We start from the raw sequence: 14,663 nt of genomic DNA, 5'->3' as shown, positions 1-14,663 counted from the left end.
CTTCCAGATTTCGATCCCCTGGGACCTACAACCCCGCCGCGCGCTTCCACAGTGCCGACACCAGTGGCGGCAGCCGGCCCACGCTGCCCAGCGCGCAACCACGCGCCAAGGTCAGATGCATCTCGTCGTTGGAAAAAATGGTGTTGATTGCGTCAAAGCCGTAGGCCGACACCGTGTTCTCGCTGCGTCGTTCGCGGGCCCAGCGCTGCAGGCGGTCGGGCGAGGCCCAGTCCTGGCGGCGCTGCAGGGCACGCAGCACCGTGGCATGCAGTGCCGCCACGTCGCGCAGGCCCAGGTTCACCCCCTGCCCGGCCAGCGGATGCACCACATGCGCCGCATCACCCAACGCCAGCACGCGGCCGGCCACGTAGGCGCTGGCCAGCTGGCGGCGCAGCGGGAAGGCGGCGCGCCGCGACGCCAGCGTCATCGCGCCCAGCCGGGCGCCGAAGGCGCGGGTCAGCTCGGCGTTGAAGGCCGCCTCGTCCAGCGCCAGTACGCGCTCGGCCTCGGCATCGGGCAGCGTCCACACAATCGAGCTGCGGCGCGTGCCGGCCGGCAGCACCGCCAGCGGCCCGGTCGTGAGGAAGCGCTGCCAGGCCGTGGCCTGGTTGTCCTGTTCAGTATCGATGTAGGCGACCACGCCGCGCTGGCCGTACTCCTGCCGGCTGACCTCCACGCCGGCCAGGCGGCGCAGGGTCGAGTCCGCACCGTCGGCGGCGATGGCGAGCGCAGCATCCAGCCGGCGTCCGTCCTCCAGCCGCACGCGCACGCAGTCGGCATCCTGTTCCAGCGCGTCCACCCGCGCCGGGCAGCACAGCTGCACGCCCGCCGCCGGCAGGGCCGCCCACAGCCGGTCCACCAGCAGGTCGTTCTCCACGATCCAGCCCAGCTGCTCACGGCCCAGGCGGTCGGCGTCGAATTGCAGTTCCTCGCCACCAGCAGCGTCCCAGACGCGCATGCGCCGGTACGCGCAGGCGCGCGCGGCCAGCACCGCCGGCCACACCCCGAGGGTGCGCAACAGCTGCGCATTGTCCGGGGCGAAGGCATACACCCGCAGGTCCGGCTGCTGCGGCTGCCACGCCGGCGGCTCGCGCCCTTCGACCAGGGTGACCTCCAGCCCGGCCTCGGCCAGCGCCAATGCGCAGGCGGCACCGACCACGCCGCCGCCCACCACGATTACATCGCGCGCGCGCCGGCTCATGCGCCGGCTCCACGGCACAGCGCCGGAACTTCGCCGCGGAAGCCCATCGCGCCGCCGACCAGCATCGACTGCATCGACGTGGCCTGCGCCGCCAGCAGCCCGAGGCTGCGCAGCGGCCGCATCAGCGGCGCGGGATTGCTGGTCAGCCGCGCCAGCCCACCGGAGAACGCGATGGTCTGGCGGCGATCCTCGTCCCGGCGCGCGACATGCGCCTGCAGCAGTGCATCGCTGCCCACGTCGTCAGCCGTTTCGATCAGTTCGGCCAGGGTCAGCGCGTCGCGCAGGCCCAGGTTGAAGCCCTGCGCACCCAGCGGGTGGATGGTCTGCGCCGCATTGCCCAGCAGCACCGCGCGCTCGCCGACCAGATCCTGCGCCAGCACCTGCACCAACGGGTAGGCACTGCGCGGGCCGCTTTCCAGCAGCCGCCCCGCGCGCCAGCCGATGGCCTGCTGCAGTCGCCCCAGCCACGCCGCGTCGTCCAGTGCCAGGACCGCATCGGCCTGGTCGCGGGCCACGCCGTGCACCGCCCCGTAGTGGCGGTCGCCACGCGGCAGCAGGGCGGTCGGGCCGGTATCGGTAAAGCGTTCGAACGCGGTGCCGTCCGGCGCGCGCGCCGCGCGCACGCGGGCCACGAACAGGGTCTGCTGGAAATCGTGCTCGTCCACGCCGATGCCCAGCGCCTCGCGCACGCCACTGCGGGTGCCATCGGCGCCGACCACCAGCCGCGCCAGCAGGGTGCGCTCACCGCTATCGTCGGCGATCACCACTTCGCGGCAGCCATCGATGGTGGCGCCCAGCCGCACGAACCGCGCGGGCCGGTAGCGGGTGAGGTGACGCAGGCCCTGCAGGCGGGTTTCCAGTGCCTGGCCAAAATCGCGGGCCACCACCACCTGGCCGAACCAAGGGCGATCGTACTGCGCGGCGTCCATCTGGACCCGGCCGAAATCCCCGGCGCGGCTGACGTGGATGCGGGTGATCGGCCCCACCGCCGAGCCCAGCAGCGGCATCACCCCCAGCGCGGTGAGGGCGTTGACCGTGGCAGCGGCGAAACTGAGGTTGCGCTGGTCGAACACCGGCGGCAGCGCGCCGGCCGGCGCGATCTCGACCAGCCCGACATCGCGGCCGGCCCGGTCCAGGGCAATGGCCAGGCTGGCGCCAACCAGGCCGCCGCCCACGATCACTACGTCATGACGTTCACTCATGCCGCCCATGATAGTGCGTGCGGCCCGGCTACGCCCCGTGGCGGCAGGCGCTAGAATGAACGCTGGACTCCCACCGCCCGCCTCCATGACCACCACTGCCCAACGCGCCTTCATCCTGTTCGTGCTCGTGCTGCTGATGGCGGCGACCCGGGTCAATCACTTCGCGGCGATCCCCGACGCTTCGTGGGCGGTGTTCTTCATTGCCGGCTTCCACCTGCGCAGCTGGACCCGCTGGGCCTTCCCGCTGCTGATGGTGCTGGCGATCGTGATCGACGTGCTGGTGATCCGCGCCAGCGGCATCGGCTACTGGCAGCATTACTGCGTCTCGCCGGGTACCGCGCTGCTGGTGCCGGCCTACTTCGCGATGTGGGCCGGTGGCGCGCTGCTGCGCAAGGGCTACCACGGCGCGGACTGGACCGCGCTGGCCAAGGCGTCGGCCCTGCTGCTGGCGGCGGTGGCGGTGTGCCACCTGTTCGCGCAGAGCGGCTTCTACTGGGCCAGCGACATGGTCGCCGCACCGACCCTGCAGGGCTGGGCACGGAACTATGCGGACTGGTTCCTGCCCTACCTGCGTACCGCCGCGATCTACGTCGGCCTGGCGGCCGCGCTGCAGCTGGCCACCGAACAGGTCGTCAAGCTGCTGCACGCCCGCCGCGACGCGCTGCACTGAGCCCGGCACGCATGGGCAACCGGCTGTCGCGCATCTACACCCGCACCGGCGATGACGGCAGCACCGGCCTCGGCGACGGCAGCCGGGTGGACAAGGATGCGGCACGGGTCAACGCCTTCGGCAGCGTGGACGAGGCCAACTCGGCGCTCGGCGTGCTGCTGGCGGTGGCGCTGCCCGATGACGTGCGCGCGCTGCTCACCACGGTGCAGCACCAGCTGTTCGACCTGGGCGGCGAGCTGTGCATTCCCGGCCATGCGGCGATCCAGACGGGCGACGTCGAGGCGCTGGAGCGCCAGCTGGACCGCTACAACGCCGACCTGCCCGCGTTGAAGGAATTCATCCTGCCCGGTGGTGGCGAAGCCGCCGCACGCTGCCACCTGGCCCGCACCATCGTGCGCCGCGCCGAGCGCGAAACCGTCACCCTGGCCCGCCAGGAACCGGTGCGCGCCGAAGCGCTGCATTACCTCAACCGGCTCTCGGACCTGCTGTTCGTGCTGGCCCGCGTGCTCGCCCGCGCCGACGGCCACGGCGAGGTCCTCTGGCGGCACACCCGCCGCCACGGCTGAGCCGCCCCACCGCCCCGGAACCCTGTCCGCATGCTGGTTTTCACCCATCCCGCCTGTCTGCAACACGATCCCGGCCGCGGCCACCCCGAATGCCCCGAACGCCTGCAGGTGGTGCTCGATGCCCTGCGGGCCGCCTACCCCGACCAGCTGGACTGGCGCCAGGCGCCACCGGCCAAGTTCGGCGAACTGGCGCGCGTGCACGACAGCGCGCTGATCGATCAGGTGCTGGCGCCGCAGACCGAGCCGCTGCGGCTGATCGACATGGACACCATGACCTCGCCCGGCTCGGCCAGCGCCGCGCTGCATGCCGCCGGCGCCGGCGTGGTGGCCGTCGATGCGGTAATGCTGGGCGAGGATCCGGTGGCGTTCTGCGCGGTGCGCCCGCCCGGCCACCATGCCACCGCGACCACCGCGATGGGGTTCTGCCTCTTCAACAACATCGCCATCGCGGCCGCGTACGCGCGCGACCGCTATGGGCTGGAGCGGATCGCGGTGGTCGATTTCGACGTCCACCACGGCAACGGCACCCAGGACATCTTCGTGGCCGACCCGCGCGTGGCTTACTACAGCACGCACCAGGCCGGGCTGTTCCCCAACTCGGGCCTGCGCCGCGACCGTGGCGCGGGCAACCTGCTCAACATCCTGCTGCCCCCGGGCAGCGGCAGCTTCCGTTTCCGCAACACGTGGGCCGACGAAATGCTGCCGGCCATCGACGATTTCCGCCCGCAGCTGCTGCTGGTCTCGGCCGGTTTCGATGCCCACCTGCGCGATCCGCAGGCCGACCTGATGCTGGAAACCGAGGATTTCGCCTGGATCACCGCCGAGCTGCGCGGCCTGGCCCGCCGCCATGGCGGCGGCCGCATGGTGTCCATGCTGGAGGGCGGATACGACCTGCAGGCCCTTGCCGAATGCGCTGTCGCGCATGTGGGCGCGATGCTCTGATGGGTGCTGGCCAGTGGCCGTCGCTGCCACGGTCCGGATGAACCTGAACCCTCGGCTGCGGCAAGCCTTCATTGCCCCTATGCAAGGGATGGGGCAAGCTACGATCCGTTTTCGTCCGAATCCGAATCCCGCGTGCGCCGAGCCCTCCGCCTGCTGCCTCTCCCCCTGAGCATCGCCATCTGCCTGCCGGCCATGGCCGACGACAAACCGGTGAACTGGGGCCTGTGCCCGGTGACCGATGTCCTGCCCGCCTTCCAGGACGCCCCTGTGGCGGACAAGGCCGCGGCCGAAACCCGCGACCAGCAACCCACCGATATCGAAGGCAATACGCTTTCCGGTACCGCAACCGTGCCGCAGTACCAGGGCAACGTGGCGCTCAAGCGCGGCGACCAGTTCCTGGGCACCGACCACCTGAGCTTCGACACCGAAAGCGGCAACTACATCGCCGAAGGCAATGTGCGCTACCAGGATTCGTCGATCCGGATGAAGGCCAAGCGCGCCGAAGGCAACCAGGAATCGGACACCCACAAGATCAGCGACATCCAGTACCAGCTGGTGGACCGCCGCGGCCATGGCGCCGCCGACTCGATCGACCTGCAGGGTTCGGTGGGCCAGATGCACCGCTCGACCTACACCACCTGCGACCCCTCGCAGCCGGTGTGGAAGCTGTCGGCGCCGCAGATCGACGTGGACAACGACGAAGGCTTCGGTACCGCCCGCAACGCGGTGCTGCGCATCGGCAACGTGCCGGTGCTGTGGGCGCCGTACTTCAAGTTCCCGATCGACGACCGCCGCCAGACCGGCCTGCTGTACCCGCAGCTGGGCATGTCCGGGCGCAACGGCTTCGACTACGCCCAGCCGATCTATTTCAACCTGGCGCCGAACTACGACGACACCCTGACCCCGCGCTACATGAGCAAGCGCGGCCTGATGCTCGACAACGAGTTCCGCTATCTCTATGACGGCGGCCGTGGCGAACTGCAGACCGCCTACCTGCCCAATGACAAGCTGCGTGACCGCGACCGGGGCCAGGTCGAGTACCAGGGTTACCACAACATCGACGCCAACTGGCAGGCCCGCGCCAACATCGCCTGGGTCAGCGACGAGCGTTACACCGAAGACTTCTCCAGCAAGCTGCTGGGGGTGACCACCTCCAGCCTGCAGAGCCAGGTCGGCATCTACGGTACCGGTGAAAACTGGACCGCCGGGCTGATGGCCGATTACTGGCAGAACACCGATTACACCCTGACCGACGCGTCGCTGCCCTACTCCCGGCAGCCCCGCCTGTTCGTCAACTGGGACAAGCCGCTGCTGCCGTGGCTGGAAGTGGGCGTCTACGCCGAAGCGGTGCACTTCACCCATGACGACGTCGACGGGAAATTGGGCATCGATGACGACTATGCCGACAGCGGCGTGGTGACCCCGTATTTCAACGGTTCGCGACTGGACGTGAAGCCATACGTGACGTTCCCGTTCGCAGGCGCGTCCTGGTATGTCACGCCGACCCTGGCCTACCGCTACACCGGCTACGAGCTGGACCGCGGCTTGGCGGACCAGACCCGGTTGCAGGCGCTGGCCAACGCCGGCATCACCAACCCTACTCCCGAGCAGCTGCGGGGCAACACTTCGCCGCACCGCAGTGTCCCGATCGCAAGCTTGGACGCGGGCATGTTCTTCGATCGCGAGACTACCATCGGCGGCACCTCGTACCTGCATACGCTGGAGCCGCGCCTGTTCTACCTGCGCACGCCCTACCGCGACCAGAATGATCTTCCGATCTTCGATACTCGTGACTTCACCTTCAGTTGGGGCCAGCTGTTCCGCGACTCCCGCTATACCGGCGCAGATCGCCAGAACGACGCCAACCAGTTGACCATGGCGCTCAGCACCCGCTTCATCAACCAGGAAACCGGTCGCGAGCGCTTCTCCGCCAGCGTCGGGCAGATCCTGTACTTCGATGATTCGCGTGTGAGCCTGCCGTATGCCAATACGCAGGTTGAACAGGGCAAGTCGGCCTGGATCGCCGATGCCAATTACGCCATCAACGACCGCTGGAACCTGGGCGCCACCTACCAGTGGGACCCCAAGTACAAGCGCGAGGACCTGGCCAGCGTGCGTGCGCGCTACCTGATGTCCAACGACGGCATCGTCAACCTGACCTACCGCCACCGCCTCAACACGGCCGCTCCGGCCACCGCGACCAAGGAAGAGCGCACCCTGCTGGAACAGGTGGACCTGTCCTTCCTGTACCCGATCAACCAGACCTGGAGCGTGGTGGGCCGCTACTACTACTCGCTCGAGGACAAGGCGCCGCTGGAAATCATCGGCGGCGTGCAGTGGGACAGCTGCTGCCTGGCGGTACGCGCCCTGGCCCGCCGCTACGTGCGCAACCGCGAGGGTGAGCTGAACAATTCCTTCCAGATCGAGTTCGTGCTCAAGGGCCTGAGCTCCATCGGCCAGAACACGGACCGCACTTTGCGCCGTGCTATTCTCGGCTACTACCGAGACGACCTCTATCTCGTGCCGCCCGCCAACACGGGCGCCCCCACGCGCGAAGACTACGATCCCAACCTGATCCCATGACCAAGACCTTCCCCGTCCTACTCGCCTCCCTGATCGCGGTCAGCACCGTCTCCGCGCCGCTGCAGGTGCTGGCCCAGCAGGGCCAGTCGCTGGACCGCATCGCCGCCATCGTCGACGAGGATGTCGTGCTGCAGAGCGAGCTGGACCGCGCCATCATCAACATCAAGGCCCAGTACGCCGGCCGCGAAGGCCAGCTGCCGCCCGATGACGTGCTCAGCCGCCAGGTGCTCGAGCGCCTGGTGCTGGTCAAGCTGCAGGTGACGCGTGCCGAAGGCAGTGGCATCAAGGTCAGCGACCAGGAGCTCAACCAGGCCCTGAACGCGATTGCCCAGCAGAACGGTTCCAACCTGGACGCCCTGCGCCAGCGCCTGGCCGCCGATGGCGTGGATTTCAACGACTTCCGCAGCTCGGTCCGCGATGAAATCACCGTGCAGCGCCTGCGCCAGAGCTTCGCGCAGAGCCGCATCAGCGTCAGCGAGGGCGAAGTGGATGCCGCGCTGAAGCAGGAAGCCACGGCGGGCACCCAGTACCACCTGGCCCACATCCTGATCGCCCTGCCCGAAGGCGCCACCGCCGAGCAGATCGCCACCGGCCAGAAGAAGGTCGAGGGCGTGAAGGGCCTGCTGGACAAGGGTGAGCTGGACTTCAACGCGGCCGCTGTCCGCTATTCGGACAGCCCCAACGCGCTTGAAGGCGGCGACCTGGGCTGGCGTTCGCTGGATGAGATCCCCGGCGCGTTCGCGCAGATGATGACCGGCATGAAGGCCGGCGACGTCGTCGGCCCGCTGCGCGGCCCGAGCGGCTTCCAGCTGTTGAAGCTGGTGGAAGTGCGCGATGCCAGCGCCGCCACCACGGGCCAGACCATCACCGAATATCACGGCCGGCACATTCTGATCCGGGTCAACGACCAGCAGGACAACGCCACCGCCAAGGCCAAGATCGACTCGATCCGTGCGCGCATCGCCGGTGGCGCCGAGTTCGAGGCCGAAGCCAAGGCCTCGTCCGAGGACACCAACAGCAAGGGCCAGGGCGGCGATCTGGGCTGGTTCCCGGCCGAGGCGTTCGGCCCGGACTTCGGCAAGCAGGTCACCGGCCTGAGCGACGGCGGCGTCAGCCAGCCGTTCCGCACCGACGCCGGCTGGCACATCGTGCAGCGCGTGGCGACCCGCCAGACCGATTCGGGCACCGACAACAAGCGTGCCCAGATCCGCGAGACGATCGGCCGCCGCAAGCTGGAAGAAGAGTACAACCGCTACCTGCAGGAACTGCGCGGCGAAGCCTACGTCGACCTGCGCACCCCGGCAGCGGCACCGGCCGCAGCTCCGGCTCCGGCCCCGACCAAGCCCTGAGGCACTGGCGATGATCCCGCAGCTCGCTCTGGTACCGGGCGAGCCCGCCGGGATCGGTCCGGAACTCTGCCTTCGCCTGATCCAGCAGCCGCGCACCGATTGCCGGCTGCTGGCCTTCGCCGACCCGGACACGTTGCGGGCGGCCGCAGCGGCACTGTCGCTGCCACTGAACCTGCTTCCTGAAGACGCCATCGCCCGCCAGCCGGGCGATCTGCCGTTGCGCGAGGTCCGCAATGCGGCCCCCTCCCGCTTCGGCCAGGCCGACCCGGCCAATGCCGGCGCGGTGATCGGCGCGCTGCTGCAGGCCGGCCAGGCCTGCCTGGACGGCCACCTGCACGGGGTGGTCACCGGCCCGGTGCACAAGGCGGTGATCAACCAGGGCGGGATCGCCTACAGCGGCACCACCGAACTGCTGGCCGACCAGGCCGGGGTGGAGGTGGTGATGATGCTGGCCAACGACATCGTCCGCGTGACGCTGGCCACCACCCACCTGCCGCTGCGCGCGGTGGCCGATGCGATCACCGCCGATGGCCTGGCGCGCACGCTGCGGATCGTGCACGGCGCGCTTCGGGGGGACTTTGGCATCGCCACGCCGCGGATCGCCGTGCTGGGGCTGAACCCGCATGCGGGTGAAGACGGGCACCTGGGCCGTGAAGAATTGGACCTGGTCATTCCGCTGCTCGCGCGGCTGCGCACCGAAGGGATGGACCTGGTCGGCCCGCTGCCGGCCGATACCGCCTTCCTGCCGCAGAAGCTGGCCGGGTTCGACACGGTGCTGGCGATGTACCACGACCAGGGCCTGCCGGTGCTCAAGTACAGCGGTTTCGAGCAGGCGGTGAACATCACCCTGGGCCTGCCCTACCCGCGCGTGGCGGTCGACCACGGCACCGCGCTGGACCTGGCCGGGCGCGGCATCGCCGACCCCTCCAGCCTGCTTGCCGCCACGCAGTGGTGTGCCCGGCTGGCGCGCCAACGTACACTGGTGCCATGACTTCCCCGCATTCCCCCTCGGCCGCCGGGTTTACCGCGCCGGCCAAAAAGCAGCTGGGCCAGCACTTCCTGGCCGATCGCACCTACATCGACAAGATCGTCCTGGCGGTCAACCCGAAGGACGACGACCGCCTGGTCGAAATCGGCCCGGGCCAGGGCGCCATCACCCTGCCGCTGCTGCGCCGCCACCCGCGCCTGACCGTGATCGAATTCGACCGCGACCTGATCGCGCCGCTGACGGCGGCCGCAGAACCGCTGGGCGAACTCACCATCATCCACCGCGACGTGCTGCAGGTGAATTTCACCGAGGTGGCCGGCGACGGCCAGATCCGGCTGGTGGGCAACCTGCCGTACAACATTTCCTCGCCGATCCTGTTCCACGCGATGGACCATGCGGCGGTGATCCGCGACATGCACTTCATGCTGCAGAAGGAAGTAGTGGACCGCATGGCCGCCGCGCCGGGCAGCAAGGTCTACGGCCGGCTCAGCGTGATGCTGCAGGCCTGGTGCAAGGTGACCTCGCTGTTCGTGGTGCCGCCGGGCGCGTTCCGGCCGCCGCCGAAGGTCGATTCGGCGGTGGTCCGGCTGGTGCCGCGCGATCCCGGCACGGTGGGCATCATCGACCGCCGTCGCTTCGCGGACGTGGTCCGCGCCGCCTTCGGCCAGCGCCGCAAGACGCTGCGCAACGCACTGAATGGGGTGGTGACACCCGAGCAGTTCGAGGCAGCCGGGGTGCGCAGCGATGCGCGCGCCGAGCAGCTGGAAGTGGCGCAGTTCATCGCGTTGGCGAACGTGCCGCGCGCGGAAGATTGAAACTTTCACTAAACTGCCTTGATGAACGACGCTGCACACTATGCGATCTCGGTCGAGGTCGCCCCGCGCTTCCTCGATGACCAGTCCACGCCCGAGGACGGGCGGTTTGCGTTTGCCTACACGATCCGCATCCACAACGGCGGCCGCGTGGCCGCGCGCCTGGTGGCCCGCCACTGGCGGATCACCGACGGCAATGGCCGGGTGGAGCACGTGGATGGCGATGGGGTGATCGGCGAGCAGCCGCGGCTGCGCCCGGGTGAAGACTTCCGTTACACCTCCGGTGTCATGCTGGAAACCGAACACGGCACGATGCAGGGGCATTACGACATGGTGGCCGACGATGGCACCGAGTTCGCCGCCCCGATCGCGCCCTTCGTGTTGACCATTCCGCGCACGCTGCACTGATGGAGGCGCACGCATGAGTGTCTGGGCCATCGGCGACCTGCAGGGCTGTTACGACGTTACCCAGCGCCTGCTGGAGAAGATCCGCTTCGACCCGGCGGTGGACAGGCTGTGGTTCTGCGGCGACCTGGTCAACCGGGGCGGCCAGTCGCTGGAAACGCTGCGGCTGGTGCATTCGCTGCGCGAGCAGAGCGTGGTGGTGCTGGGCAACCATGATCTGTCACTGCTTGCCGTCGGTGCGCGCACCGAGGAAGAGCAGCGCAAGGTCAACCCGGACCTGCTGCGGATCGTGCAGGCCGAGGACCGCGACGTGCTGCTGGAGTGGCTGCGCCTGCAGAAGCTGGTGCACGTGGACCGCGAGCTGGGCTGGATGATGGTGCACGCGGGCCTGGCCCCGAAGTGGACCACGCAGCTGGCCGAGAAGCACGCGCGCGAGGTGGAGGTGCAGCTGCACGGCAGCGGCTACCGCAAACTGTTCCGCAACATGTACGGCGACAAGCCGGGCTGGTCGCCCGGGCTGGCCGGTTACGACCGTTCGCGGGCGATCATCAACCTGCTCACGCGCATGCGCTACTGCACGCCGCGCGGGCGGATCGGGATCGAGGACAAGGGCACGCCGGGCACGCAGGAACAGGGGCTGTATCCCTGGTTCGAGGTGCCGGGCCGGGTCGAGCGCGATCTGAAGATCGTGTGCGGGCACTGGTCGGCACTGGGCCTGACGATCACCCAGGGCGTGCATGCGATCGATACCGGTGCGGTCTGGGGCGGCAAGCTCACGGCACTGCAGCTGGATACCGAAGAACTGCGCGTGGTGCAGGTGCCGGGCCGCGATGTGCCCAAGCCGGTTGCACCGCCGCGTCCGCCGGCACGTCGTCCGGCCGGCGAAGGTAATCCGGGCAACAACGGCAATGGCCGGCCGCCGCGTGGGCAGCGCCAGAATCAACAGCAACAGCAGCCACGTCGTGCGCGTGAGCCGGCCGGGAATGCGGGCGATGGTACCCCCACGACCGCGTAACGCGTCTCTACCACGTCGGTAGGTACCGACCGTTGGTCGGTACGCCGTTGCCCTGCGCCAAAAGCCAAAGCCTTGGCCTGCGAACGTATCTGCAGTGGGCCGACGGTGGCGGGGGTACGGGGGGCGCCGTGAACCCACCGGCGCCAGCCAAGCCAGAGACCCTCGCAGGCGAAGGCTGTTGCTGTTGCTGTTGCTTCTGACGTTACGCCTTTCGCGTGTAATCCACGAAATCGAACGCGAATGCATGGCGCGCATCAGCAGCGTGGTGTTCGCGCGCCACTTCAACCCACGCCTGCGGGTCGACCGGCGGGAAGTGGGTGTCGGCCTGGACGCGGGTATCCACCCATGTCAGGTGCAGGTCGGTGGCCTGCGCCATGGCGAGGCGGTAGATCTCGCCGCCGCCGATCACGCACAGTTCGTCCGCGCCGGCAGCGGCCGCGAACTGTAGTGCTTCGTCGAGGGTGGCCACCGCCTGCATGCCGTCGAACGGCACCTGGCCCGAGCGGGTCAGGACCAGGTTCGGCCGGCCCGGCAACGCGCGGCCCAGCGACTGCGCGGTCTTGCGGCCCATCAGGATCGGCTTGCCGATCGTCAGCGCCTTGAAACGCTTGAGGTCGTCCGGCAGCTGCCAGGGCAGCTGGTTGGCATGCCCGATGCCATGGTCGTGGTCGAGCGCGACGATCAGCGAGAGTTTCATGATTCCTCTGCTTCCATGCGCACTGCGTCGCAGCGATCCTGCGCGGCGCGCACATCGACCAGGGCCTTCTGCAGGCGCGGGTCGGCTTCCATTGCCCGGTCGGCCTGCTCGGTGAGGCGGGCCAGATGCGCGTCCTGCGTGGCCTGCAGGCCCGGTGCGGACATCACCTCGGTGCTCAACGCGGTGAGGTCGCCCGCCGCGCTGCGGTCCAGGAACGCCTGCAGCTGATCGGGCGAATACGCCTGGGCCAGCTGCTGTTCGAACGTGCGCTGGTAGGCCGGATCATTGAAGGTGCCCTGCATGAAGCGCACGAGCTCGTTGGACATGCCCGCCACGGCGCTGCGCATGCCCGGCTCACAGGCGGCCGGAAGGTCGCCCGGCATCAGGCCCGCGCCGGAGGCACCGGCCATCGCGGCGACGCCTTCGTTGACCTGGCGCTGCACGATCTGCGCATTGACCTGCGCGGCCAACGGTAGCGATGGCGCGGCGGCCTGTGCGGCGGCCGGCAACAACATCAGCAACGCGACTCGAAGCGCCCGCCTCATACCGCCACCGGCGCCTTGATCGCCGGGTGTGGGTGGTAGCCGTCGATGCGGATGTCGTCGAACTGGAAGCCGAACAGATCGGTCACGTCCGGATTCAGCCACAGCGTGGGCAGTGCGCGCGGTTCACGCGCCAGCTGCTCGCGGGCCTGTTCGTAGTGGTTGGAGTACAGGTGCGCATCGCCCAGCGTGTGCACGAAATCGCCCACGCCCAGCCCGGTCGCCTGCGCCACCATGTGGGTCAGCAGCGCGTAGCTGGCGATGTTGAACGGCACGCCCAGGAAAATGTCGCCGCTGCGCTGGTACAGCTGGCAGCTCAGCTTGCCGTCCACCACGTAGAACTGGAACAGGTTGTGGCACGGCATCAGCGCCATCTGCGAGAGCTCGCCCACGTTCCAGGCGCTCACCACCAGCCGGCGCGAATCCGGGTTGCGCTTGATCTCGTCCACCAGCCACTGCATCTGGTCGATGCTGCCGCCATCGGCGGTGGCCCAGCTGCGCCACTGCTTGCCGTAGACCGGGCCAAGGTCGCCGTTCTCGTCGGCCCACTCGTCCCAGATCCGCACCTGGTTGTCCTGCAGGTAGCCGATGTTGGTGTCGCCCTTCAGGAACCACAGCAGCTCGTGGATGATCGAGCGCAGGTGCAGTTTCTTGGTGGTGACCAGCGGGAAACCGTCATTGAGGTTGAAGCGCATCTGCCAGCCGAACACGCTGCGCGTGCCGGTGCCGGTGCGGTCGGATTTTTCCGCGCCGTGTTCGAGCACATGCTCGAGCAGGTCCAGGTAGGCTTTCATGCCTTGCTCCCGGCGGTGGCGGGCGTGGCCGGCAGCACCGGCTGCAGCACCGGCGCGCGGCGCGACAACGCCAGCAGCACCAGGCCCAGCGCCACCAGCGGCAGGCTCAGCAGCTGGCCGCGGGTGAACCAGTCAAAGGCCAGGTACACGCCGTTGTCGGGCATGCGCACGAATTCCACCGCGAAGCGGAACACGCCGTACATCAGCGCGAACAGGCCCGACACCAGGTAACGGTGGCGCGGCGTGGCCGACACCGCCCACAGCACCACGAACATCACCAGCCCTTCCAGCAGTGCTTCGTACAGCTGCGAGGGGTGGCGGGCGAACTGGTTGAGCGCGCCGGTGGCGAACTGCTCGCGCAGCGCCGGCATGTCCAGCTGGTTCAGCGGGGACGGCAGGCCCGTGGGGAACACCACGCCCCAGGTGCCGTCGGTGTACTTGCCCCACAGCTCGGCGCCGATGAAGTTGCCGATGCGGCCGAAGCCCAGGCCCAGCGGTACCAGCGGCGCCATGAAGTCGATGGTGTCGCCCAGGTGCAGGCGGTGCTTGCGCGACCAGTACCACGAGGCGAACAACACGCCCAGCAGGCCGCCGTGGAAGCTCATGCCGCCATCCCACACCTTGAACAGCAGCAGCGGGTTGTGCAGGAAATCGCCCAGCGCGTAGAACAGCATGTACCCCACGCGGCCGCCCACCACCACGCCGAGCATGGCGTAGAACAGCAGGTCGGAGAAGCCGTTGGCATCCACGCCCGGCAGGCGCCCCGCCGCGATGCGCCGCCGCCCCAGCCACCAGGCCGCGGTGAAGCCGAGCAGGTACATGATGCCGTACCAGTGCACCTTGACCGGCCCAAGCGAGATGGCGATGGGGTCGATGTCGTGGAGATAGATCATGGGC

15 protein-coding genes are annotated in these 14,663 nt (G+C 68.9%); 9 read left to right on the top strand and 6 right to left on the bottom strand.

The features are described 5' to 3' along the window. Positions 1-25: 25 nt before the first annotated feature. Positions 26-1,201 carry a UbiH/UbiF family hydroxylase gene (locus tag NMB40_RS01375; RefSeq protein WP_494359923.1) on the bottom strand — a complete coding sequence of 392 codons (1,176 nt, stop codon included), beginning with the start codon at positions 1,199-1,201 and terminating at the stop codon, positions 26-28. After that, positions 1,198-2,403 (bottom strand): 2-octaprenyl-6-methoxyphenyl hydroxylase, encoded by a 1,206-nt coding sequence (gene ubiH, locus NMB40_RS01370; RefSeq protein WP_494359922.1) that lies wholly within the window; start codon positions 2,401-2,403, stop codon positions 1,198-1,200. Before ubiH ends, NMB40_RS01375 begins: the two co-directional genes overlap by 4 nt. A gap of 85 nt (positions 2,404-2,488) precedes the next feature. On the opposite strand from ubiH, the gene NMB40_RS01365 reads away from it, so the two are divergent. The 9 genes from NMB40_RS01365 to NMB40_RS01325 all read left to right on the top strand — a co-directional run bounded on the left by NMB40_RS01365 (position 2,489) and on the right by NMB40_RS01325 (position 11,733). Further along, positions 2,489-3,073, top strand: coding sequence for a hypothetical protein (locus tag NMB40_RS01365; RefSeq protein ID WP_494361022.1), 585 nt, complete (start codon positions 2,489-2,491; stop codon positions 3,071-3,073). An 11-nt stretch (positions 3,074-3,084) separates the two neighbouring features. Beyond that, a complete protein-coding gene (locus NMB40_RS01360) occupies positions 3,085-3,639 on the top strand; it encodes a cob(I)yrinic acid a,c-diamide adenosyltransferase (RefSeq protein ID WP_494359921.1) in 555 nt (184 codons plus the stop codon). Positions 3,640-3,669: 30 nt separating this feature from the next. Further along, positions 3,670-4,581, top strand: coding sequence for a histone deacetylase family protein (locus NMB40_RS01355; RefSeq protein ID WP_494359920.1), 912 nt, complete (start codon positions 3,670-3,672; stop codon positions 4,579-4,581). 132 nt (positions 4,582-4,713) lie between these two features. Next, positions 4,714-7,164 carry an LPS-assembly protein LptD gene (lptD, locus tag NMB40_RS01350; RefSeq protein WP_494359919.1) on the top strand — a complete coding sequence of 817 codons (2,451 nt, stop codon included), beginning with the start codon at positions 4,714-4,716 and terminating at the stop codon, positions 7,162-7,164. Continuing rightward, a complete protein-coding gene (locus tag NMB40_RS01345) occupies positions 7,161-8,513 on the top strand; it encodes a peptidylprolyl isomerase (protein ID WP_494359918.1) in 1,353 nt (450 codons plus the stop codon). The genes lptD and NMB40_RS01345 overlap by 4 nt, the downstream gene beginning before the upstream one ends. A gap of 10 nt (positions 8,514-8,523) precedes the next feature. Further along, complete coding sequence (gene pdxA, locus NMB40_RS01340) at positions 8,524-9,504, top strand: 4-hydroxythreonine-4-phosphate dehydrogenase PdxA (protein ID WP_494359917.1); 981 nt, start codon at positions 8,524-8,526, stop codon at positions 9,502-9,504. Continuing rightward, complete coding sequence (gene rsmA, locus NMB40_RS01335; RefSeq protein WP_494359916.1) at positions 9,501-10,316, top strand: 16S rRNA (adenine(1518)-N(6)/adenine(1519)-N(6))-dimethyltransferase RsmA; 816 nt, start codon at positions 9,501-9,503, stop codon at positions 10,314-10,316. The genes pdxA and rsmA overlap by 4 nt, the downstream gene beginning before the upstream one ends. A 21-nt stretch (positions 10,317-10,337) precedes the next feature. Further along, entirely contained in the window at positions 10,338-10,721 is a 384-nt protein-coding gene (gene apaG / locus NMB40_RS01330) for a Co2+/Mg2+ efflux facilitator ApaG/CorD (RefSeq protein ID WP_214904791.1), read from the top strand. A 13-nt stretch (positions 10,722-10,734) separates the two neighbouring features. Next, positions 10,735-11,733, top strand: coding sequence for a symmetrical bis(5'-nucleosyl)-tetraphosphatase (locus tag NMB40_RS01325; protein ID WP_282247877.1), 999 nt, complete (start codon positions 10,735-10,737; stop codon positions 11,731-11,733). Positions 11,734-11,935: 202 nt separating this feature from the next. Here NMB40_RS01325 and NMB40_RS01320 read toward each other — a convergent pair whose 3' ends face one another. From NMB40_RS01320 to lgt, 4 genes are read right to left on the bottom strand one after another with little or no spacing between them, the layout of a single operon-like run. Next, positions 11,936-12,430 (bottom strand): dihydrofolate reductase, encoded by a 495-nt coding sequence (locus tag NMB40_RS01320; RefSeq protein WP_494359915.1) that lies wholly within the window; start codon positions 12,428-12,430, stop codon positions 11,936-11,938. Beyond that, positions 12,427-12,945, bottom strand: a complete 519-nt coding sequence (locus NMB40_RS01315; RefSeq protein WP_494359914.1) for a hypothetical protein — start codon at positions 12,943-12,945, stop codon at positions 12,427-12,429. The genes NMB40_RS01320 and NMB40_RS01315 overlap by 4 nt, the downstream gene beginning before the upstream one ends. Before the next feature lie 26 nt (positions 12,946-12,971). Then, positions 12,972-13,766, bottom strand: coding sequence for a thymidylate synthase (locus NMB40_RS01310; RefSeq protein WP_494359913.1), 795 nt, complete (start codon positions 13,764-13,766; stop codon positions 12,972-12,974). Further along, on the bottom strand, positions 13,763-14,659 hold the full coding sequence (gene lgt, locus NMB40_RS01305) for a prolipoprotein diacylglyceryl transferase (protein WP_494359912.1): 897 nt from the start codon (positions 14,657-14,659) through the stop codon (positions 13,763-13,765). The genes NMB40_RS01310 and lgt overlap by 4 nt, the downstream gene beginning before the upstream one ends. Between the last annotated feature and the right edge of the window lie 4 nt (positions 14,660-14,663).

Source organism: Stenotrophomonas sp. FBCC-B152 (assembly GCF_059134105.1).
This window is presented reverse-complemented; position numbering and strand designations above follow the sequence as displayed.